Source organism: Streptomyces sp. NPDC050658, from assembly GCF_044457025.1.
Classification (GTDB): domain Bacteria; phylum Actinomycetota; class Actinomycetes; order Streptomycetales; family Streptomycetaceae; genus Streptomyces.
Genome location: NZ_JBITGM010000004.1, coordinates 427,627 through 448,056 on the forward strand (window position 1 = coordinate 427,627; position 20,430 = coordinate 448,056).

Below are 20,430 nucleotides of genomic sequence, written 5' to 3' on the forward strand. Positions count from 1 at the left end.
GACATGACGAGCCTGCGTTCGGTCCCCATGGCCCCCAAGGCGCTGCCCCTTGTCGGCCATCTGATCCCGCTGTTGCGAAGCCCGCTGGAGTTCATCAACTCTCTGCCCACCCACGGGGAACTCGTCCGCATCCGGCTCGGCCCCTTCACCCTGGTGATGATCTGTGATCCAGAACTGACCCGGCAGGCCTTGGTCGACGACCGCGTATTCGACAAAGGCGGACCGATCTTCGACCGGGTACGGGAAGTCGTGGGTGATGACGGCCTGGCCAGCTGTCCGTACAGTGCGCATCGGCGGCTGCGCCGGCTTGCCCAGCCGGCCTTCCACCCGAAACGGTTCCCCGGCTACGCACAGGCCATGAGCCCCTGCATCGAGGAAGTGACCGGCTCCTGGCAGGCCGGACAGATCCTGGACGTGCCCACCGAGATGATGACGATCACGTCCAAGATCACGGCCGCCACCTTGTTCTCCGGCGCGTTGCCTCCCGGCGAACTCGGCCCGGTCCTCGACGACGTGACGACCTTCTTCGACGGCTTCTACCAGCGCATGTTCATGATCCCCCCGCTGGACCGGCTCCCCACATCGGGCAACCGCTCCCACGTACGCGCGCGCACCCGCCTGCGCGACGCCTTCGACCAGATCATCGCCCAGCACCGCGCCGCAGGCGTCGACCACGCCGACCTGCTCTCAGCCCTGATCGTGGCCCATGACTCCGAAGGCGACCGTCGCGGCATGACCGACGCGGAGATCAGCGACACGATCGTCACCTTCTTCCTCGCCGGTACGGAGACCTCGGCCTCCCTCCTGGCCTGGACCCTCGACCTGCTGGCCCGGCACCCCCAGATGGAGCGGCGGCTGCACGCCGAGGTCGACACCGTCCTGGACGGAGCCAGGGCCACCCACGCCGACCTGCCACGCCTGCAACTGACGCACCGCATCATCACCGAAACCCTCCGGCTCCGCCCGCCGGGCTGGATCTTCACCCGCACCGTCACCGCCGACACCCGCCTGGGCGGCCACCTGCTGCCCGCCGGGAGCATCGTCGCCTACAGCCCCTACCTCATCCACCACCGGCCGGACCTGTACGACAACCCCGAAACCTTCGACCCCGACCGCTGGGACCCACAGCGCCCGCAGCCACCCCGCCACGCCCTCCTCCCCTTCGCGGCCGGCGCCCGCAAATGCATCGGCGACACCTTCGGCATGACCGAGACCATCCTTGCCCTCGCGACCATCACGGCCCGATGGCGCCTGGAACACCTGCCCGGCCAGCAAGAGGTCCGCCCCGCTCTGGGGCTGGCATTGAGGCCCCGCAGGCTCCACATGCAGGCAACGCCTCGCGCTGACACTCACTCAGGTGTCGCACCAACTGCCAGCTAGAGAAGGGTCCTTGCCAGAGGTGGGTCCCTGCGCGCCACGCGGTCAAGCGCCGCAGACAGAGCGAAGCACCCGCTCCAAGGCAACGGTGTGCAGCGCGTCCAGCTGCCGGTCGTGTCGTACATGCACGGCCGCCGCGGTCAGCAGTCCGCCGCAGTAGAGGGCTGTGCGCGTGGCCGCCGAGCCTGCGATGGCGCGCACGAGTTCACCGTTCACCCGGTTGATCTCCTTGCGGACCTCCGCGAGGTCAGGACGCTCGGTCGGCGCCTTGGACGGGTCGGCGCCCCACCGGTGGTGCAGCGCGCGCTGCACCACCTTGTTGGCCTCGATCTGGTCGCGGAAGATCCGCACCGTCACCTCGGGGTCCGCGCCCATCTCTCGTGCCTGGCGCGCGACGTCGTCGAGGACCTGCCGCTCGCGGGCCGGATCGTCGATGGGGCTGTCCGTGCCGTACTTGGCGGCGGCGACGAGGTCGGCGGTGGCCAGGCGCCGGGCGGAGAGGTCGGCGATGGGGTGGAGCCTGCCGTACGCCGCGGTGTGCGCGACAGCCGGCCCCTGAACGGAAGCCGCGACAGCTGCCCCCTGAGCGGGAGCCGCGGCGGCCTGCCCGGCACCGGCCCCGGCACCTCCAAGCAGTACGGCCGCGAGAGCGCCGGCGGCCAGGAAGCGGACTGCGGACGAGGTGCTCTGCACGGGATGTCCCCCTGGAGATGGCCGTGTTGGTCGTTCTCGACGCCCGCCATCGTACGGCCCGGCGGTCTCGGCGCCCCGGCCGATCGGGGCGTGCGGCGCCCGCGTGAAGCTGCCCCCGGCAATCGCCCTCCACATCGCCGTCCCCGCAGCTCACGCCGCGCGGAGGCCGACGCGCGAAGCCGCCCTGCGCGATCTCTTGACGACCGCCCACGCGACTGGATTACTGAGCTGGACAGAAGATCCACGACCGAATGATCGGTCGCCCGTTTGGGACGGGAGAACCTCCATATGACGGCCATGCTGGACGCGGCGGAGCGGCTCGGGCGCGCGGAGCTCGAGGCGCTGCAGCTGGAGCGCCTACAGGACACCTTGCTGCACGCGTACGAGAACGTGCCCTTCTACCGGGCGGCGTTCGACAAGGCGGGGCTGCACCCCGACGACTGCCGTACGCTCGCCGATCTGGCCCGCTTCCCGTTCACGGCCAAGACCGATCTGCGGGACAACTACCCGTTCGGGATGTTCGCGGTGGAGCAGTCCGAGGTGCGGCGGCTGCACGCGTCGAGCGGCACCACGGGGCGGCCCACGGTCGTCGGCTACACCGAGCAGGACCTGTCGATGTGGGCGGACGTCGTGGCCCGCTCGATCCGCGCGGCGGGCGGCCGGCCGGGGCAGAAGATCCATGTGGCGTACGGCTACGGCCTGTTCACCGGCGGGCTCGGCGCGCACTACGGCGCGGAGCGGCTCGGCTGTACGGTCATCCCCGCTTCCGGCGGCATGACGGCACGTCAGGTGCAGCTGATCCAGGACTTCCGCCCCGAGATCATCATGGTCACGCCCTCCTACATGCTCACGCTCCTGGAGGAGTTCGAGCGGCAGGGCGTCGACCCGCGCACGACGTCCCTCAAGGTCGGCATCTTCGGTGCCGAGCCATGGACGGAGGAGATGCGCCGCGAGATCGAGGAGCGGTTCGCGATCGACGCGGTGGACATATACGGGCTCTCGGAGGTGATCGGCCCCGGTGTCGCCCAGGAGTGCGTGGAGACCAAGGACGGGCTGCACATCTGGGAGGACCACTTCTATCCGGAGGTGGTGGACCCGATCACCGGCGAGGTGCTCCCGGACGGCGAGCGCGGCGAGCTGGTCTTCACCTCCCTCACCAAGGAGGCCATGCCGGTCATCCGCTACCGCACCCGTGACCTGACCCGGCTGCTGCCCGGCACGGCACGGACGTTCCGCCGCATGGAAAAGGTGACGGGCCGCTCGGACGACATGGTGATCCTGCGCGGCGTGAACCTCTTCCCCACCCAGATCGAGGAGATCGTCCTGCGCACACCGGGCGTCGCCCCGCACTTCCAGCTCCGGCTGACCCGCGAGGGCCGCCTGGACGCCCTGACGGTCCGGGCCGAGTCCCGCCCCGACACGACCCCGGAGCGCCGCGAGGAGGCGGCGCGCGAGATCGCGACGGCGGTGAAGGACGGCATCGGCGTATCGGTGGCGGTGGAGATCGTGGACCCGGAGACGGTGGAACGCTCGGTGGGCAAGTTCAAGCGGATCGTGGATCTGCGGGACGCCTAGGGACCTCTCCGGCGGATCTTGCCTGGGACGCGCTGGCCCGGCACAGACAACGCACCGCCCACAGGAGCCGGCCAGATCCGCCGGACAGACCCTAGACCCCGCTGAACCGGTCCCGCAGCTCCCGCTTGAGGATCTTCCCGCTCGCGTTGCGCGGCAGCTCGTCCACGAAGACGACCCTCTTCGGCGCCTTGAAGTGGGCGAGCTTCTCGCGTGCGTGGTCGATGAGTTCGGCCTCCGTCACGTCGCCGTTGCGTACGACGACGGCGGTGACCGCCTCGATCCAGCGCTCGTCCGGCAGCCCGATGACGGCCGTCTCGGCGACCCGCTCGTGGGTGTAGAGCGCGTCCTCCACCTGACGCGAGGCGACGAGCACACCCCCGGAGTTGATGACGTCCTTCACCCGGTCGACGACCGTGAAGTAGCCCTCCTCGTCCCGCACGGCGAGGTCCCCGGAGTGGAACCAGCCGTCACGGAACGCCTCCTTGGTCTCCTCGGGCTTGTCCCAGTAGCCCTGGCACAACTGCGGTGAGCGGTAGACGACTTCGCCCCGGGTGCCGTCGGGCACCTCCTGGCCCTGTTCGTCGACGACCCGCGCCTCGACGAAGAGGACGGGCCGCCCGCAGGAGTCCATCCGCCCCTCGTGCTCGTCGGGCCCGAGGACCGTGGCGAGCGGGCCGATCTCGCTCTGCCCGAAGCAGTTGTAGAAGCCGAGCGACGGAAGGCGTTCGCGCAGCCGCTCAAGGACGGGTACGGGCATGATCGACGCCCCGTAGTAGGCCTTGCGCAGGGCGCCGAGGTCGCGGGTGGCGAAGCCGGGGTGGTTCGACAGGCCGATCCAGACGGTGGGCGGCGCGAAGAGGCTGTCGGCGCGGCCCGCCTCGACCAGGTCGAAGATCCGCCCGGCGTCCGGCGCGTCGAGGATCGTGTTCTCGGCGCCGACGGCCAGGTACGGCAGCAGGAAGACATGCATCTGCGCCGAGTGGTAGAGCGGCAGCGAGTGGACGGGCCTGTCCGTCTCCTTGAGGTCGAGGGCCGTGATGGCGCTGACGTACTCGTGGACGAGCGCCCGGTGGCTCATCATGGCGCCCTTGGGGAGGGCCGTAGTGCCCGAGGTGTAGAGCAACTGGGCGAGGTCGTCGGCGCCGGGTTCTTCGCCGTCGTACGCCGACGCCGTGTCGAGCCGCGTGAGCAGCGAGTCCGCCGCGTCGCGCAGGGCCAGCACGCGGGTGCCGTCGGGGAGGTGGCCCGCGAGGTCCGGGTCGGCGAGGACCAGGGAGCTGCCGGACTGGCCGACGATGTACGCCAGGTCGTCGCCGACCAGGTTCTGGTTGACCGGCACATGGACCAGGCCCGCCCGCGAGCAGGCCAGGAAGCCGATGAGGTACGCGTCCGAGTTGTGCGCGTAGGCGCCCACCCGGTCGCCCCGTTGGAGTCCCGCGTCCCGCAGCACCCCGGCCGCGCGCGAGACGGCGGCGTCCAACTCCTCGTAGGTCCAGGACCGTTCCCCGTACCGCAGCGCCACCCGCCCCGGCACGCGGCGCGCGCTCCGTCGCAGGACTCCGTCGACCGTGTTGCCCCGTACATCAGTCATGGCGTGATCCTCTGCTCCGCCCGTCACGGCGGTCAAGGCTCCGGACGGGCCCTGAAGCCGTCCTGTTCCGGCTCTCGATCAACCGACATACCGGTTGGTACGCTCAACCGCCCCTTCCCTCACACCAGTTGGGAGGCACCATGCGTACCCGCATCAGACGCCTGACGGCCCTCGGTATCGGCCTGCTGACCGCCGCGGCGCTCCTGCCGCCGTCGGCCGTGGCCGCCGGCCCGGACGAGGCGCGCGACGCCCGCCCGTCCGGCGGCGGCCTGTCCGCCACCGTCCGCTACACGCAGTACGGCATCCCGCACATCCTCGCCAAGGACTACGAGAACCTCGGCTTCGGCACCGGCTGGGCGCAGGCCGCCGACCAGGTGTGCACGCTCGCCGAGGGCTATGTGACCGTGCGCGGGGAACGGTCACGTTTCTTCGGGCCCGAGGGCAAGCCCGACGGCTCGCTGTCGTCGGCGACCACGAACCTCTCCAGCGACCTGTACTTCGGCGGGGTCCGCGACACCCGCACGGTGGAGAAGCTCCTGGAGCGGCCTGCCCCGGCCGGCCCGAGCAGCACGGCGAAGAAGCTGATGCGCGGCTTCGCGGCGGGCTACAACGCCTGGCTGCGGCAGAACCGCGTCACCGACCCTGCGTGCGAGGGCGCGAAGTGGCTGCGCCCGATCACCGCCCTGGACGTGGCGCGGCAGGGTTACGCCGTCCAGGTCCTCGGCGGTCAGGGCCGCGGCATCGACGGCATCACGGCCGCGCAGCCGCCGACCGCGGCGACCGCGGACCGGACCGCGCCCGACCCGGAGCGCACCGCGAAGGCCGCGCGCGAGATGTTCTCGGCAGAGGATGCCGACATGGGGTCCAACGCCGTCGCGTTCAACGGGAAGACGACCGCGAACGGGAAGGGGCTGCTGCTCGGCAACCCGCACTATCCGTGGCAGGGCGGCCGCCGCTTCTGGCAGTCGCAGCAGACGATCCCCGGCGAACTGAACGTCTCGGGCGGTTCACTGCTCGGCACGAGCGTCGTGAACATCGGCTTCAACGGCGATGTGGCGTGGAGCCACACGGTGGCGACGGGAGTGACCCTCAACCTCCATCAACTCACCCTGGACCCGGCCGATCCGACCGCCTATCTGGTGGACGGCAAGCCGGAGAAGATGACGAAGCGGACGGTCGAGGTGCCGGTCAAGGACGGTCCGCCGGTGACCCGCACACAGTGGTGGACCCGCTACGGCCCGGTCACCAGCGGCATGGGCTCCCAGCTGCCGCTGCCGTGGACCGCGAAGACGGCGTACGCCCTGAACGACCCCAACGCCGTGAACCTGCGCGGCAGCGACACCAACCTCGGCTTCGGCAAGGCCCGCTCCACCGACGGCATCCTCAAGTCCCTGCGGGAGACCCAGGGCCTGCCCTGGGTCAACACGATCGCCGCCGACCGCAAGGGCCACTCCCTGCTCACCCAGTCGCAGGTGCTGCCCCGCATCACCGACGACCTGGCGCAGCGCTGCTCCACCGATCTGGGCAAGGTGACCTACCCCGCGTCGGGTGTCGCCGTGCTCGACGGATCGCGCGGCGAGTGCGCGCTCGGCTCGGACAAGGACGCCGTGCAGCCGGGTGTCTTCGGCCCGTCGAAGATGCCGACCCTCAAGGACGCGCCGTATGCGGAGAACTCCAATGACAGCGCCTGGCTGACCAACGCGGACCGGCCGGTCACCGGGTACGAGCGGGTCTTCGGCACCATCGGCACGCAGCGCTCCCTGCGCACGCGCGGCGCGATCGAGGACGTCGCGGCGATGGCGGAGAAGGGCGGCCTGACGGTGGAGGACCTGCAGAAGCAGCAGTTCGCGAACCGTGCGCCGGCCGGCGATCTCGCCGCCGCCGACGTGGCCCGCGCGTGCGCGGCGCTGCCCGGCGGGACGGCAACGGGCAGCGACGGCAAGGCAGTCGACGTACGCGAGGCCTGCGAGGCACTCAAGTCCTGGGACCGCACCATGGACACGGGCAGCGAGGGCGCGCTCCTCTTCGACCGCTTCTGGCGCAAGCTCGTCGCCGCCGTGCCGAACGCCCAGCTGTGGAAGGTCCCGTTCTCGGCCGCCGACCCGGTGCGCACCCCGAACACCCTCAACACGGATGCCCCGGGCTTTGGGACCGCGCTCGCGGACGCGGTGTCCGAGCTGACGGGCGCTGGCATCGCGCCGGACGCTCCGCTGGGCCAGAACCAGTTCGTCGTCCGCGGATCGGAGCGGCTGCCGATCCATGGCGGCACGGAGTCCGTCGGCGTGTGGAACAAGGTGGAGCCGGTGTGGGACGCGAAGGGCGGCGGCTACACCGAGGTCGCCCACGGGTCGAGCCACATCCAGGCGGTCGGCTGGGACAAGAGCCACTGCCCCAGGGCCCGCACGCTGCTCACCTACTCCCAGTCCTCGAATCCCGGCTCGCCGCACTACAGCGATCAGACGCGCCTTTACGCCGATGAGCGCTGGGTGACGTCCCGGTTCTGCGAGAAGGACATCCTGAGCGACCCGAAGCTGAAGGTGGTGAAGGTGCGCGAGCGGCGCTGAGGCCGCGGCTACACGGCCCGCTCTCGTCCCTCCCAGTACGGCTCGCGCAACCGCCGCTTGTAGAGCTTGCCGTTCGGGTCGCGCGGCATGGTGGTGATGAAGTCGACGCTCTTCGGCCGCTTGTAGCCCGCGAGGCGGCGCTCGCAGTGGGCGAGGATCTCGGTGGCCAGGGCGTCGTCCGCCGCGTGGCCCTCCGCCACCTCCACGACCGCCTTGACCTGCTCGCCCCACTCGTCGTGCGGGATGCCGAACGCTGCGGCGTCCGCCACGGCGGGGTGGGTGAGCAGGGCGGACTCGATCTCGGCGGGGTAGATGTTGACGCCGCCCGAGATGATCATGTCGATCTTGCGGTCGCGGAGGTAGAGGTAGCCGTCCTCGTCGAGGAGGCCGAGGTCGCCGACCGTGAAGAAGTCGCCGATGCGGTTCTTCCTCGTCTTGGACTCGTCCTTGTGGTACGAGAATCCGCCGGTGCTCATCTTCATGTAGACGGTGCCGAGTTCACCGGCGGGCAGCCGGTTCCCGTCGTCGTCGAAGACCGCGAGCTCGCTGATCGGCCAGGCCTTGCCGACCGTGCCGGGCCGCTTCAGCCAGTCCTGGGCGGTGGCGAAGGCGCCGCCGCCCTCGCTGGCCGCGTAGTACTCCTCGACGCACTCGCCCCACCACTCGATCATCGCCCGCTTGACATGGTCGGGGCAGGGCGCGGCGCCGTGGATGGCGTGCCGCATCGACGACACGTCGTACGCCGCCTTCGTCGCGTCCGGCAGGGCGAGCAGCCGGTGGAACTGGGTCGGCACCATATGGGTGTGCGTGCACTTGTACGTGTCGATCAGGCGCAGCATCTCTTGCGGCGTCCACTTGTCCATCAGGACCAGCGGATGGCCGATGTGCAGGGCGGCGCCCGCGAATTGGAGGACGGCCGTGTGGTAGAGCGGTGAGCAGACCAGGTGCACGTTGCCGTCGAACGGCTTGACGCCGAAGATACCGAGGAAGCCGCCCAGGTACGACTCCTCGGGCAGCTTCCCGGACAGCGGGCGGCGGATGCCGCGCGGGCGTCCCGTCGTACCCGACGTGTAGTTCATGACCCAGCCCAGGGTGCGGTCGGCGGGGGCCGACTCGGGCTGTCCGGCGAGGAGTTCGGCGTACGGGCGGAAGCCGGGGACCTCGCCCACGGCGTGCCGGTGGGTGGCCGGCAGCTTCGCCTCGTCGGCCGCCGCGGTCGCCGCGTCCGCGAACCGCTCGTGGGCGATGAGCACCTTCGCCCCGGAGTCGGCGACGATCCAGGCGATCTCGGGGCCGACCAGGTGGTGGTTGACGGGGACGAGATAGAACCCGGCCTGGGAGGCCGCGAGATACGCGGTGAGGAACTCGACGCCGTTGGGCAGCACGACGGCGAACGCGTCGCCGCGCTCCAGGCCCGCGTCGCGCAGGCCGTGGACGAGCTGGTTGACCGCCGCGTGCAGGCGCCGGGAGGTCCACTCCTCGCCGTCGGGTGCGATCAGGACCACGCGGTCCGGGTCCGCTGCTGCCTGCGCCCAGAAGCCGTTGGGGGGCGTGCTGCTCATGGGGGCCTCTCCTCCGTCTGGTCAGTCGCGTCCGGCGATGCGGTTCACTCGGTCGATGGCGCGCTCGAAGCCGCGGGTCAGGTCGTCGAAGACGGCCTGGACGCTGCGTTCGCTGTTCATCCGGCCGACGATCTGCCCGACGGGGGTGCCGAGCAGGGGTGCGATCTCGTACTTCTGGATGCGGGACACGGCCTCGGCGACGAGGAGTCCCTGCAGCGGCATGGGCAGCGTGCCGGGTCCCTCCGGGTCGTCCCAGGCGTCCGTCCAGTCCGTGCGCAGCTGGCGTGCGGGCTTGCCCGTCAGGGCCCGCGAGCGGACGGTGTCGCCGGATCCCGCGGCGAGGAGCTTCTGGGTGAGGGCGGGCGAGTGCAGGTCCGCCTCTGTTGTGGTGAGCCAGAGGGAGCCGAGCCAGACGCCCTGCGCGCCGAGCGCGAACGCGGCGGCGATCTGGTCGCCGCTGCCGATGCCACCCGCCGCGAGCACCGGCAGCGGCGCGACCGCCTCGACGGCTTCCGGGATGAGCACCATCGAGGCGATCTCGCCGGTGTGGCCGCCCGCCTCGTAGCCCTGTGCGACGACGATGTCGATGCCGGCCTCGGCGTGCTTGCGGGCGTGCCGTGCGCTGCCCGCGAGCGCGGCGACCAGTACGTCGTTGTCGTGGGCGCGCTGGATGACGTCGGCGGGCGGTGAGCCGAGCGCGTTGGCGAGCAGCTTGATCGGATAGTCGAAGGCGACGTCGAGCTGATTGCGGGCGACCTGTTCCATCCACCCGGTGATGCGCCAGCCGGACGCCTCCCCTTCGGCGAGTTCGGGTACGCCGTATTTGCCGAGGGTGTCCTTGACGAACTGCCGGTGACCTTCGGGGATCATCGCCTCCACGTCGGCCTCGGTCACCCCCTCGACCTTCTTCGCGGGCATCACGACGTCGAGGCCGTAGGGCCGGTCGCCGACGTGCTCCTGCATCCAGTCGAGGTCGCGGGCCAGTTCGTCGGGTGCCGTGTAGCGGACCGCGCCGAGCACACCGAATCCGCCGGCCCTGCTGATGGCGGCGGCCACCGCCGGGAAGGGCGTGAAGCCGAAGATGGCGTGCTCGACTCCCAGTCTCCTGCTCAGCTCTGTCTGCATGGGCGCAGGATGCCGCAGCGGCGCGGACGACGGAAGAGATTTTCTGATGCAGTGTCAGATTCCTGTCGTACACCCGTGGTTGGCGAGGAACCTTTGCAAGGTTGTTGTGCCGACCCGTACAACCGTGTGCCAGATCACTTCCGTTAGCTCCGGATAAGGACCAACTGCCCAGCTTGGGCGCATTGCTTGGCCATGATCACGCCGCGTAGGAAAGGGGGCGGCGCGACACACCAGTACCGTCCTGCCCCCGTTTCCAGGGGGCGGGGCCAGAAGGGCAATGCCTTGTTTGGCAGATCAAGAACCAGGAAGAGACACGCGCTCTCCCGGATAGCCGTCGGCACCGCGGCCATGCTGCTGTTCAGTGTCGGCAGCGTCGGCGGTGTGGCCGGTGCGGCCGAGAAGGCCCCGGCCGCACAGCCCGACCCCAACGCCGCCCCCTCGACCCGGCCCGCCGCCGGGCCGGAGAAGACCACGCGTGCGGCTGCCGCGGGATCGCGACCGGTGTCGGGCAAGAGCCCGACCGCCGCGCCGCTGTCGCGGAACGCCGCACCCGGCGGATTCCAGCGGGTGACGTCCCAGAAGGTCCAGCTCAAGAACAAGGTGACCGACGCGGACGGCGACAAGTCGACGCTGACGTTCGAGGTGTGGACCGCGGACGCGGCGGGCAATCCGCTGAAGAAGGTGAGCATCGACGACAACGAGTGGGGTGTCATCGTCTCCCCTTACGTGGCGTCGGGCACGACGGTCACGGTGAATGTGCCGGTGGGCAAGCTGGCGCTGAACACGAACTACGTCTTCCACACGTCGGCGTTCGACGGCTCCCTCTACGAGACGGCGTGGTCGCCGTGGGCGAAGTTCCGGGTCGAGCTGCCGGTCGACCTGACGCTGCCGACCCCCGACTACACCGCGCCCGATCCGACGTCGCTGAACACGCCGCCGAACTACTACCAGACGAAGCCGCTGGGCTCGGCCGGTACGCCGCTGTCCGCGCGCTCGTCGTCGAAGTCGGCGGTCGAGCAGTGCAGCGAGGCGGACGCGGACGGCCGTCAGGTGTGCTTCGGCAAGTCGACTCCGGCCAAGGACAAGGCGCCCAAGAGCCCGGCGAAGGCCACGGGTTCGGCGGCGGCGACGGCCGGGGTGGAGTGGTGCAACACCGACTTCGAGAACATCCTCGCCACCCGGTTCACCGAGTGCGACGTCAGGTCGGTGCCGGTCTACATCCGCATGGACGGCGTGATCCAGTCCACCGCTCACTTCATGTTCCTGCGGATGCTCGAGCTCGACGGACAGAACAGCTTCACCGAGCACCTGACGATCGAGCCCGCGCAGCAGATTCCGCCCGCGTTCCGTGAGATCAACTTCGTGGGCGTGGAGCACCTGTGCCAGGCGTCGTGTACGCCCCATGAGCCCGACTCCAGCGCATGGAAGGGCAAGACCTGGTGGGTGCCGGGCGAGATGCACTCCGCGTCGCTGACCACCTCGTACACCTGGGACGCCTCGGTGGCCGGCAAGACGTACCTGTACAAGCCGGATGTGAAGATCGACGCGAACATCCTGCCCGCGGACGGGAAGATCCGCCCGTTCATGACCGGCTACCAGTGGTCCCTGGACTACGACGGCGGCGTGGAGGATCTCGACCAGATCCGCTGCGACACCACCAACGCCGGGCCGGGCACGGGCTGTGTCTTCGTCAACCACGCGCCCACCTACATCTTCAACGCCAAGGCCTTCCCGCAGGCCGCGGCGCACGCGTGGCTGATCCAGAAGTCCACGCCCAAGCATCCGGGTTCGATGGACGACAAGAAGCCCCTGTACTACATGGGCGACAGCGCGCAGAACTCCCGCAGCCGCAACCGGATCTGCCCCACCGGGTGGGCCGCGGCGAACGGCGACGCCTCCGCCCTGGTGGACGCGGCCGACGCGCTGAACTGTGACGAGTTCGCGTTCGCCTCCTCCTACAACAGCGGCGGCATGTCCTCCACCGAGGGCGGACTGAACCCCGCCGTGCAGCCGGGCGGGACCACCCCGACGGGCGCGGCGTGCATCGGCACCTACGCCAAGAAGCACGGCACCATGGTCCACCTGTTCTCGCTGAACGGCACCGACCCCACGTTCGGCGAGGTGTGCGGCCGGTCGGCCATCTCCGGCATGCACAACCAGGAATCCATGGGCAACCACTTCGCGACCTTCATGCGGGACATGCGCATCATGGACAAGGACGCGTACTGGCTGGACACTCGGATGGATGACGGCGGCACCTGCAAGTACGGCATCGGCGGCGGTCAGCCGGTGATCTGCAAGCTGGCCGCGCAGTAACACGCCTGCCCTCGAAGGCACCGGCCCCCGCCCTGTGATCAGGGTGGGGGCCGGTCTCGTGTGCGCGACAGACGGTCAGGCCGGGGCGACGAGGACACCGGGCAGGTCACCGGCCCGCACGGCGTCCTGGTCGATGGCCACGCCCGTGTAGGCGCCCACGGCGGTGAACACCAGCTCGGGCAGGCGCTCGCCGTGCTCCTCGAAGTACGCGACGACTTCGGCCTCAGCGGCCTCGGGCATCGACGGGAACACCGCGCCCGCGGCGCCGAGCGCGGCGTCGAGGGCCGAGCCCTCCCCCGTGTCGGTGCCGAAGTCGGCCCGGTGCGCGCGGGCATCGGGCGCGTGGATGATCAGGGCCGGGGGGCTGAAGCGGTTGGCGGTCAGGCAGAGGATCTCTTCGCCCTCGCAGGGCAGCATCGACTCGACCTTGCCCTGGTAGCCGGTCGCCCAGGTCGCCATCCCCCAGTCCTCAAGGACGTACGTCCACTCACCGCACGTGCCGTACATGGCGCGGTTGAGGTGAGGGGAGGGCTGACCCGGCCGGCCGGCCGGTACGCGCAGCTCCCCGCACGGGGTGCGCGCGGCCAGCTCGTCGAGGTCGGCGCCCAGGTTGATGAGGAACTCGTCCTTCTGCACGCCTCGGGCCAGCGTCAGCGAGATGCCGCCGAGCATACCGGGCACGGTCGATGCAGGGGTGTGGTGGTGCGCGCCGATCCACGCGATGCCGTCACTCATACCGATCACACTATCGGCCATCTCCCCGTCCGGGCACGGGAACTGACCGATAGGTCAGACTTCTGACCGATCGGTTAGAGTGCTCACACGCCACGAGGGAGGAGACAGGCATGGAACGCACGACCTGCTGTGTGGTGGGCGGCGGACCCGCGGGGATGATGCTCGGGCTGCTGCTCGCCAGGGCCGGTGTGGACGTCACGGTCCTGGAGAAGCACGGGGACTTCCTGCGTGACTTCCGCGGGGACACCGTCCACCCCTCGACGCTCCGGCTGCTCGACGAACTCGGGCTCGGCGAACGCTTCGCGCGGCTGCCCGCGCACAAGCTGCGCGACATGCGGATGGACATCGAGGGGACCACCGTCGTCGCGGGCGACCTGCGGCACATCCCCGGCCGGCACAAGTACATCGCGATGGTCCCGCAGTGGGACTTCCTCGACCTGCTCGCGGGCGCCGCCGCCGAGGAACCGTCGTTCACGCTGCGGATGCGGACCGCCGTCACCGGGCTGCGCACCGACCGGGACGGCCGGGTCACCGGGGTCCACTACACCGATCCGGACGGCACACCCGGCGAGCTGGACGCGGATCTGACGGTCGCCTGCGACGGGCGGCACTCGCGGGTGCGCGAGGCGGCCGCGCTCCGGATGGACCACTTCGACGTACCCATGGACGTCTGGCAGGTGAAGGTGCCCGTGCCGCGCGGCGGGCACGGCGGCGGGCGGGTCGCGATGAGCGTCCGCGACGGCCAGGTGGCGGCCACGATGGACCGCGGCGACTACTACCAGACCTCCTACCTCATCAAGAAGGGCACGGACGCCGAGCTGCGCGCACACGGCATCGAGTGGTTCCGTCAACGGCTCGGCGGCCTGCTCGGCTGGGATCCCGGCGCCCTGGCGGCGATCCGCTCCTGGGACGACGTCAAGCTCCTCGAAGTGACCATGGGGCGGCTGCCGCGCTGGTACCGGGACGGGCTGCTGTGCATCGGGGACGCGGCGCACGTCATGTCGCCGGTCGGCGGCGTCGGGGTCAACCTCGCGGTGCAGGACGCGGTGGCGGCCGCGCGGTTCCTCGCGGGGGCGCTGCGCGGCGGCGAGGTCGGCGTGCGCGATCTGGAGCGGGTGCAGAAGCGGCGCACGCTTCCGGTGACGGTGACGCAGAAGCAGCAGCTGGGCGAGCACGAGATGCTGCTGCGTCCCGCGCTCGACGGCACGCTCAGGGGCGACCGGCTTCCGGTGCCGCTGCGACTGCTGCGGAGGGTGCCCGCGCTGCGTACCGTGACGGGCTATCTGGGAGCGGTGGGGATACGTCCCGAGCACGCGCCGGAGTTCGCCCGCCGACGCCCCTGAAGGCGGTCAGTCACCTGAAGGCCGTCAGTCGCGCTTCTCGACTGCGTACAGCGTGAACGTCTCCAGCTCGTCCGCCGCCGCGTCCAGGTCGAGTTCGGGGTGGGCGAGCCAGTGCGCGACGACTCCGTCGATGGCGCCGCCGATCGCGAGGGCCACGGTGGGCGGGTCGAACTCCCTGAACCGGCCGGCCCGTTGGCCCGCGGCGAGGAGGTCGGCGAGCGCGTTCCAGCGGCCCGCCGTGTCATGGCCGCCCGGTGCCTTGAGCCGGGTGCCGCCACCGTCGTCGAGGAGCATCTCCGTGATGACGCGCACGTGGCGGCGGTTGGCCTGCTGGTAGCCGATCATCGCCCGGACGTAGGCGACGACGGCCGCGCGCGGGTCCGGTTCGGCCGCGACGCGCTCATTGACGTACGAGGTGAACTCGCCCAGGACGTGTTCGAGCGCCGCTCTGGTGAGGTTGTCCTTGGACGAGAAGTGGTAGAGGACGGCGGCCTTGGAGAGGCCCGCGCGCTCGGCGATGGCCGCGAGGGACGTCGCCGGATAGCCCTTGGTGGAGATCAGGTCGATGGTGCACTCGACGAGCTGGCTGCGGCGGGCCTGCTCGGTGAAGGTCGGCGCACCCTGCGCGCGGCGAGCGGCCATCGTGACGCCACCCCTCTCTTCCCTCGCACCCCTGACGACAGCGACACATGACCGTACACCAGTCCACCAGCGGCTATTCGCCCATCGCGGCCATCGCGGCGTTGTGCCCGGGCACCCCGCTGACCCCGCCGCCGCGCACCGCGCCCGCCCCGCACAGCAGGACGTTCGCGTGCCGGGTCTCCACGCCCCAGCGGCCGGTGTCGCCCTGCGCGTAGGGGAAGGCGAGGTCGCGGTGGAAGATGTTGCCGCCGGGCATGCGCAGGTCACGCTCCAGGTCCAGCGGGGTCTTCGCCTCGATGCAGGGGCGCCCTTCGGCGTCGGTGGCCAGGCAGTCGGCGATCGGCTCGGCCAGCTGGGCGTCGAGCTGGGCCAGCGTCGACTTCAGGAGTTCGTCGCGCACGGCGTCGTTGTCCCGCGCGAAGAGCCGGGCGGGCGTGTGCAGGCCGAAGAGGGTGAGCGTCTGGTAGCCGCGCTCCACGAGCTCGGGGGCGAGGATCGTGGGGTCCGTCAGGGAGTGGCAGTAGATCTCGGAGGGCGGCGCGGAGGGCAGGTCACCGGCCGCGGCCTCGGCGTACGCGGTCGCCAACTCCCCGTATCCCTCGGCGATGTGGAAGGTCCCGGCGAAGGCCTCGTGCGGGTCGACCGTGGTGTCGCGCAGCCTCGGCAGCCGTTCGAGGAGCATGTTGACCTTCAGCTGCGCGCCTTCGGCGGGGGCCGGCGGGGCGTCGCCGACCAGCGCGGCCAGCTCCTGCGGGGAGGCGTTGACCAGGACATGTCGGGCGGCGACGGTGGCCTCGCGGTCGGCCGTCCGACAGGTGACCTCGGCGGTCAGGCCGTCCGTGTCGATCCGGGTGGCCTCGTGGCCGGTGACCAGTTCGGCGCCCGCCGCGCGGGCCGCCGCCGCGAGGGCTCCGGTGAGCGCGCCCATGCCGCCGACCGGCACGTTCCAGTCGCCGGTGCCTCCGCCGATGACGTGGTAGAGGAAGCAGCGGTTCTGCCGCAGCGACGGGTCGTGCGCGTCGGCGAAGGTGCCGATGAGGCCGTCGGTGAGGACGACTCCGCGCACGAGGTCGTCGGCGAACCGCCGCTCGATCGCGGCGCCGATGGGCTCCTCGAACAGCACCCGCCAGGCCTCGTCGTCCGCGACGCGCTCGCGCAGCGTCTCGCGGGTGGGCAGCGGTTCGGTGAGCGTGGGGAAGACCCGCTCGGCCACCCGGCCGGTCATCCCGTAGAACTCCCGCCACGCCTCGTACTCGCGCGGCCCGCCCGTGAGCCGCGCGAACGCCTCCTTCGTCCGCGCCTCGCCACCCCCGACGAGCAGCCCCGTCGGTACGCCGTCACGGTCGGCCGGGGTGTACGAGGAGACAGTCCTCGTACGCACCCGGAAGTCCAGGTCGAGATCCCGGACGATCTTCCGGGGCAGCAGGCTGACCAGATACGAGTAGCGCGAGAGGCGGGCGTCCACGCCGGGGAACGGCCGACTGGACACGGCGGCACCACCGGTCACGGGGAGCCGCTCCAGAAGCAGGACGGTGCGTCCGGCGCGGGCCAGATAGGCGGCGGCGACGAGCCCGTTGTGACCACCGCCGATGATGACTGCGTCGTATCGATCGCGAGGAGGCATAGCTCTTGGTAGCACGAGGTGCCGCCCCGTGGCGCGACCCTCGCGTCCTCAATGCCCCCCGGAAGCCCGCTGCTGGCGCAAAGCCGCCACCCTGCGGTACAGCTCCACCGCCTCCGTCCCACGGCCCAGCTGCTCCAGGCAGTGCGCCTCGTCGTTGCGGCTGGCCAGGGCATCGGGGTGGTCCGCGCCGAGGACCTGTTCGCGCGCGGCGGCGACCCTGCGGTACTCCGTCAGCGCGTCCGGCCAGCGGCCCAGCCAGCCCAGGCCCACGGCGACCTCGCGGCGGCTGACCAGGGTGTCCGGATGGTCGCCGCCCAAGACCCGCTCGCGGATCGCGCAGACGTCGCGGGCCTCGGCGAGTGCCTCCTCCCAGCGGCCCTGGCGGCCGAGGTTCACGCCGAGGCCGTGCCGGGCGCGCAGGGTCTCCGGGTCGGCGGGGCCATTCACACGGGTGCGGTCGTCGATCAGGTCGCGGTACAGCTCCAGGGCCTCGCCGCTGCGGCCGAGACGGCCGAGGCTGATGCCCACCTCGTAGCGGGCGGCGAGCGTGTCGGGGTGGTCTGCGCCGAGGGCCCGCACCCGCGCTTCGGCGACCTCGCGGTACGTCTGGAGCGCCTCGGGCCAGCGGCCCAACTGGCCGAGTGCGTAAGCGACTTCGTAGCGGGTGACGAGCGTGTCGGGGTGCATGACGCCGAGGACACGGGCGCGGGCCGTCGCGACCTCGCGGGCCAGTTGGTAGGAGTCCTCAAGGCGGCCGAGCCTGCTGAGGTTGTAGGCGAGGTTGTGCCGGCAGCGCAGGGTGTCGGGATGGTCGGGGCCCGCCGTCCGCTCGCGCAGGGAAAGGACCGACGTATAGAGCTGGTGCGCCTCGAAGTGCCGCCCCAACTGCCCCATCACATACGCCATTTCCTGCCGGGCGGCGAGCGTGTCGGGATGCTCGGGGCCGAGCGTGCGTTCCCTGCCCTGGGCCACCCTGCCGTACTCGCGCAGCGCGTCGGCGGCCCGCCCGGTGCGGCTGAGCGTGAACCCGACCTCGTAGCGGCTGGCCAGCGTGTCCGGGTGGTCGGGGCCAAGGGCGTACTCCCGCTCGGCCGCCACCGCGCGGTGCACCTCGCCCGCCTCCGCCCAGCGGCCGAGCCGCCCCAGGCTCAGGCCCGCGTTGTGCCTGCTGGTGAGCGTGGCCACCAACTCCGGTGACGGCGTGGGGCGTTCGGGGCCGCGGGGCGCGGCGGACCGGCGGGTGTCGGCGCGCGGGATCCACTCGCCGGTCAGGCCCGCCGCGGCGTCGGGCGGCGTGACGCGCAGTTCGGAGGCGCCGTTCGCCTTGTGCCCCGTCGTCATGCCGCGCGTCCAGGAGGGCAGCCGTGGTTCGCGCGAGGGCGGCTGCTCGGGGCGGCGCACGGGCTCGGCGACGACCGTCGGGACGTACGTCGGGACGGCGGGGGCGGCGGGCACGGCGCGGCCCGCGACGATGCGGCGGCCCAGCTCGCGCGCGTCGCCCGGCCGGTCGTCGGGCTCCTTGGCGAGCAGGTCGAGGACGATGTCCTCGAAGTACTCGGGCAGCTCCTCGCGGTGTCTGCGGGGCGGCTCGGGCGCGGTGTCGCGGTGTCCGACGAGGACCGCCCAGGCGTCCTCCAGGTCGAACGGCGGCGCCCCCGTGGCGATCTCGTACAGCACACAGCCGAAGGAGTAGAGGTCGCTGCGCTGGTCGACCTGGGCGCCGCTGATCTGCTCGGGCGACATGTAGTGCGGGGTGCCCATCGCGATGCCCGTGCCGGTCAGGCGTGAGGTGAAGCCGATGTCGGCGCCGAGCCGGGCGATCCCGAAGTCGCAGATCTTCACCGTGCCGTCGGTCAGCCGCATGATGTTGGCCGGTTTCAGGTCGCGGTGCACGATGCCCTGGTCATGGGTGTACGCGAGCGCGGCGGCGACCTGGTCGGCGATCTCCACGACGTCCGCGACGGGCAGCGGATGCTGTCTGTTGTCCTCCAGGAGCTGGCTCAGGTTGCGGCCCTCAAGGAGTTCCATGACCAGGTACAGGACCCCGTCGTGCTCCCCGAAGTCATGGACGACGGTGACGCCCCGGTGCTGCAGCGCCGCCGCGACGCGGGCCTCGCGCCGGAAGCGTTCGCGCAGCACTCTGGTGAACGACTGGTCGTGCTGGGGCCCCAGTGGCTTGAGGCACTTGACGGCGACTCTCCGCCCCAAGGACTCGTCGCGCGCCCGCCACACCTCGCCCATGCCGCCGCGCCCGATGAGATCGAGCAGCCGGTACCGGCCCTGGATCAGCCTGGTGTCCGCCATCTCCCGCCGTCGCCCCCGTTGCCTCGCATCGCCCTCCCCGGCCCGTCCAGTATGGCTGTCCGTCTGTCGAGTTTGTACGGGGCAGGCCGACTGCCGGGACCGAGCCTCGCCATGGCGCGCAGAATGTGCTTTGGGGGAAGTTGCCAGCGTAGACGTGCGGGAACGGTGCGCAGGATGGTGCCGGTGGTGACGAGCCGCCGGGTCACCGTCGCGGGCGGCGGGGCCGTCCTGCCGTACAGCTCGTGGGCGTACGGCGGCAGGGAGGCGTACGCCAGGTTCGCGACCCGGCGCCAGAGCAGGACGCGCGCGGGGACCAGCAGCGGGTGGGTGGGCGGGCGGCGGAGGAAGTCGTCGACGTCGCGCGCCTCGGGCCCTGCGGCCAGCTGCGGCCTGACGTCTTCGAAGTACGCCGCGAGTTCGGCCGTCGTCGCCGGTACGCCGACGGGGTCGAGGCCGACGAGGCGGGCGCTCTCGCGGTGTTCGCGGACGTACCGGTCGGCCAGCTCGTCGGTCAGGCGGAACCCGGAGCGGCGGGCGACGTGGAGATAGGAGTCGATCTCGGCGCAGTGCACCCAGAGCAGCAGTTCCGGCTCGTCGACCCCGTACTCCTCCCCCGTGTCCGGGTCGGTGGCCTTGAGCATCGTATGGATCTTCCGGACCCGCGCGCCGGCCTGCTCGGCGGCCTCGGTGGTGCCGTACGTGATGGTGCCGACGAATCTGGCGGTGCGCAGGAGGCGGCCCCAGGCGTCCTTGCGGCCCCTCTCTCTGTCGAACGCAGCTGAGTTCTGCATGACGCCGCGGACCGCGCGCGGGTGCAGGGCCTGCAGATAGAGCGCGCGGACCCCGGCGACCCACATCATCGGGTCGCCGTGCATCTGCCAGGTCACCGATGCGGGGCCGAAGAGTCCCGGGTCCGCCGCCCGGGACGGGGCTGCCTCGCTCATGCCACCACCTCCTGACCGCAGGCTACGCACTGCGC

General features: G+C 71.1%; 14 protein-coding genes. 5 read left to right on the forward strand and 9 right to left on the reverse strand.

Going from position 1 to position 20,430, the window contains the following annotated elements:
• Positions 1 to 3 precede the first annotated feature (3 nt).
• On the forward strand, positions 4 to 1,380 hold the full coding sequence (locus ACIBKX_RS17555; protein ID WP_363272815.1) for a cytochrome P450: 1,377 nt from the start codon (positions 4 to 6) through the stop codon (positions 1,378 to 1,380).
• A gap of 42 nt (positions 1,381 to 1,422) precedes the next feature.
• Here ACIBKX_RS17555 and aroQ read toward each other — a convergent pair whose 3' ends face one another.
• Positions 1,423 to 2,070 carry a gamma subclass chorismate mutase AroQ gene (aroQ, locus tag ACIBKX_RS17560; RefSeq protein ID WP_363272816.1) on the reverse strand — a complete coding sequence of 216 codons (648 nt, stop codon included), beginning with the start codon at positions 2,068 to 2,070 and terminating at the stop codon, positions 1,423 to 1,425.
• A gap of 288 nt (positions 2,071 to 2,358) precedes the next feature.
• Between aroQ and paaK the strand changes: the two genes are divergently transcribed.
• Complete coding sequence (paaK, locus tag ACIBKX_RS17565) at positions 2,359 to 3,645, forward strand: phenylacetate--CoA ligase PaaK (protein WP_363272817.1); 1,287 nt, start codon at positions 2,359 to 2,361, stop codon at positions 3,643 to 3,645.
• Between the two features lie 91 nt (positions 3,646 to 3,736).
• Here the strand turns inward: paaK and ACIBKX_RS17570 are convergent, their stop codons facing one another.
• A complete protein-coding gene (locus ACIBKX_RS17570) occupies positions 3,737 to 5,236 on the reverse strand; it encodes an acyl-CoA synthetase (protein ID WP_363272818.1) in 1,500 nt (499 codons plus the stop codon).
• Positions 5,237 to 5,376: 140 nt separating this feature from the next.
• Between ACIBKX_RS17570 and ACIBKX_RS17575 the strand changes: the two genes are divergently transcribed.
• Complete coding sequence (locus tag ACIBKX_RS17575; protein WP_363272820.1) at positions 5,377 to 7,800, forward strand: penicillin acylase family protein; 2,424 nt, start codon at positions 5,377 to 5,379, stop codon at positions 7,798 to 7,800.
• A gap of 8 nt (positions 7,801 to 7,808) precedes the next feature.
• Here the strand turns inward: ACIBKX_RS17575 and ACIBKX_RS17580 are convergent, their stop codons facing one another.
• The gene (locus tag ACIBKX_RS17580) at positions 7,809 to 9,362 is read right to left on the reverse strand and encodes an acyl-CoA synthetase (protein WP_363272821.1); all 1,554 of its coding nucleotides are present in this window, start codon (positions 9,360 to 9,362) and stop codon (positions 7,809 to 7,811) included.
• A 21-nt stretch (positions 9,363 to 9,383) separates the two neighbouring features.
• Positions 9,384 to 10,487, reverse strand: coding sequence for a nitronate monooxygenase family protein (locus ACIBKX_RS17585; RefSeq protein WP_363272822.1), 1,104 nt, complete (start codon positions 10,485 to 10,487; stop codon positions 9,384 to 9,386).
• Between the two features lie 348 nt (positions 10,488 to 10,835).
• On the opposite strand from ACIBKX_RS17585, the gene ACIBKX_RS17590 reads away from it, so the two are divergent.
• Entirely contained in the window at positions 10,836 to 12,803 is a 1,968-nt protein-coding gene (locus tag ACIBKX_RS17590) for a hypothetical protein (protein WP_363272823.1), read from the forward strand.
• 75 nt (positions 12,804 to 12,878) lie between these two features.
• Here ACIBKX_RS17590 and ACIBKX_RS17595 read toward each other — a convergent pair whose 3' ends face one another.
• Positions 12,879 to 13,538: a hypothetical protein gene (locus tag ACIBKX_RS17595; protein ID WP_363272824.1), complete on the reverse strand. Its 660-nt coding sequence runs from the start codon at positions 13,536 to 13,538 to the stop codon at positions 12,879 to 12,881.
• Between the two features lie 110 nt (positions 13,539 to 13,648).
• On the opposite strand from ACIBKX_RS17595, the gene ACIBKX_RS17600 reads away from it, so the two are divergent.
• Positions 13,649 to 14,881, forward strand: coding sequence for an FAD-dependent oxidoreductase (locus tag ACIBKX_RS17600; RefSeq protein ID WP_363272825.1), 1,233 nt, complete (start codon positions 13,649 to 13,651; stop codon positions 14,879 to 14,881).
• Between the two features lie 24 nt (positions 14,882 to 14,905).
• Here ACIBKX_RS17600 and ACIBKX_RS17605 read toward each other — a convergent pair whose 3' ends face one another.
• The 4 genes from ACIBKX_RS17605 to ACIBKX_RS17620 all read right to left on the reverse strand — a co-directional run bounded on the left by ACIBKX_RS17605 (position 14,906) and on the right by ACIBKX_RS17620 (position 20,395).
• On the reverse strand, positions 14,906 to 15,523 hold the full coding sequence (locus tag ACIBKX_RS17605; protein ID WP_363272826.1) for a TetR/AcrR family transcriptional regulator: 618 nt from the start codon (positions 15,521 to 15,523) through the stop codon (positions 14,906 to 14,908).
• A 73-nt stretch (positions 15,524 to 15,596) separates the two neighbouring features.
• On the reverse strand, positions 15,597 to 17,147 hold the full coding sequence (locus ACIBKX_RS17610) for an NAD(P)/FAD-dependent oxidoreductase (RefSeq protein ID WP_363272827.1): 1,551 nt from the start codon (positions 17,145 to 17,147) through the stop codon (positions 15,597 to 15,599).
• Between the two features lie 48 nt (positions 17,148 to 17,195).
• Positions 17,196 to 19,451, reverse strand: a complete 2,256-nt coding sequence (locus tag ACIBKX_RS17615; RefSeq protein WP_363272828.1) for a tetratricopeptide repeat protein — start codon at positions 19,449 to 19,451, stop codon at positions 17,196 to 17,198.
• Positions 19,433 to 20,395, reverse strand: coding sequence for an oxygenase MpaB family protein (locus ACIBKX_RS17620; RefSeq protein WP_363272829.1), 963 nt, complete (start codon positions 20,393 to 20,395; stop codon positions 19,433 to 19,435). The genes ACIBKX_RS17615 and ACIBKX_RS17620 overlap by 19 nt, the downstream gene beginning before the upstream one ends.
• Between the last annotated feature and the right edge of the window lie 35 nt (positions 20,396 to 20,430).

Excerpts from the sequence above, each read along its gene's own strand:
- ACIBKX_RS17570 (WP_363272818.1), bottom strand. The coding sequence starts at position 5,236 with ATGACTGATGTACGGGGCAACACGGTCGACGGAGTCCTGCGACGGAGC.
- ACIBKX_RS17600 (WP_363272825.1), top strand. The coding sequence starts at position 13,649 with ATGGAACGCACGACCTGCTGTGTGGTGGGCGGCGGACCCGCGGGGATG.
- ACIBKX_RS17610 (WP_363272827.1), bottom strand. The coding sequence starts at position 17,147 with ATGCCTCCTCGCGATCGATACGACGCAGTCATCATCGGCGGTGGTCAC.
- ACIBKX_RS17615 (WP_363272828.1), bottom strand. The coding sequence starts at position 19,451 with ATGGCGGACACCAGGCTGATCCAGGGCCGGTACCGGCTGCTCGATCTC.
- ACIBKX_RS17580 (WP_363272821.1), bottom strand. The coding sequence starts at position 9,362 with ATGAGCAGCACGCCCCCCAACGGCTTCTGGGCGCAGGCAGCAGCGGAC.
- ACIBKX_RS17605 (WP_363272826.1), bottom strand. The coding sequence starts at position 15,523 with ATGGCCGCTCGCCGCGCGCAGGGTGCGCCGACCTTCACCGAGCAGGCC.
- paaK (WP_363272817.1), top strand. The coding sequence starts at position 2,359 with ATGACGGCCATGCTGGACGCGGCGGAGCGGCTCGGGCGCGCGGAGCTC.
- ACIBKX_RS17590 (WP_363272823.1), top strand. The coding sequence starts at position 10,836 with ATGCTGCTGTTCAGTGTCGGCAGCGTCGGCGGTGTGGCCGGTGCGGCC.
- ACIBKX_RS17585 (WP_363272822.1), bottom strand. The coding sequence starts at position 10,487 with ATGCAGACAGAGCTGAGCAGGAGACTGGGAGTCGAGCACGCCATCTTC.
- ACIBKX_RS17575 (WP_363272820.1), top strand. The coding sequence starts at position 5,377 with ATGCGTACCCGCATCAGACGCCTGACGGCCCTCGGTATCGGCCTGCTG.
- ACIBKX_RS17595 (WP_363272824.1), bottom strand. The coding sequence starts at position 13,538 with ATGAGTGACGGCATCGCGTGGATCGGCGCGCACCACCACACCCCTGCA.
- ACIBKX_RS17620 (WP_363272829.1), bottom strand. The coding sequence starts at position 20,395 with ATGAGCGAGGCAGCCCCGTCCCGGGCGGCGGACCCGGGACTCTTCGGC.
- ACIBKX_RS17555 (WP_363272815.1), top strand. The coding sequence starts at position 4 with ATGACGAGCCTGCGTTCGGTCCCCATGGCCCCCAAGGCGCTGCCCCTT.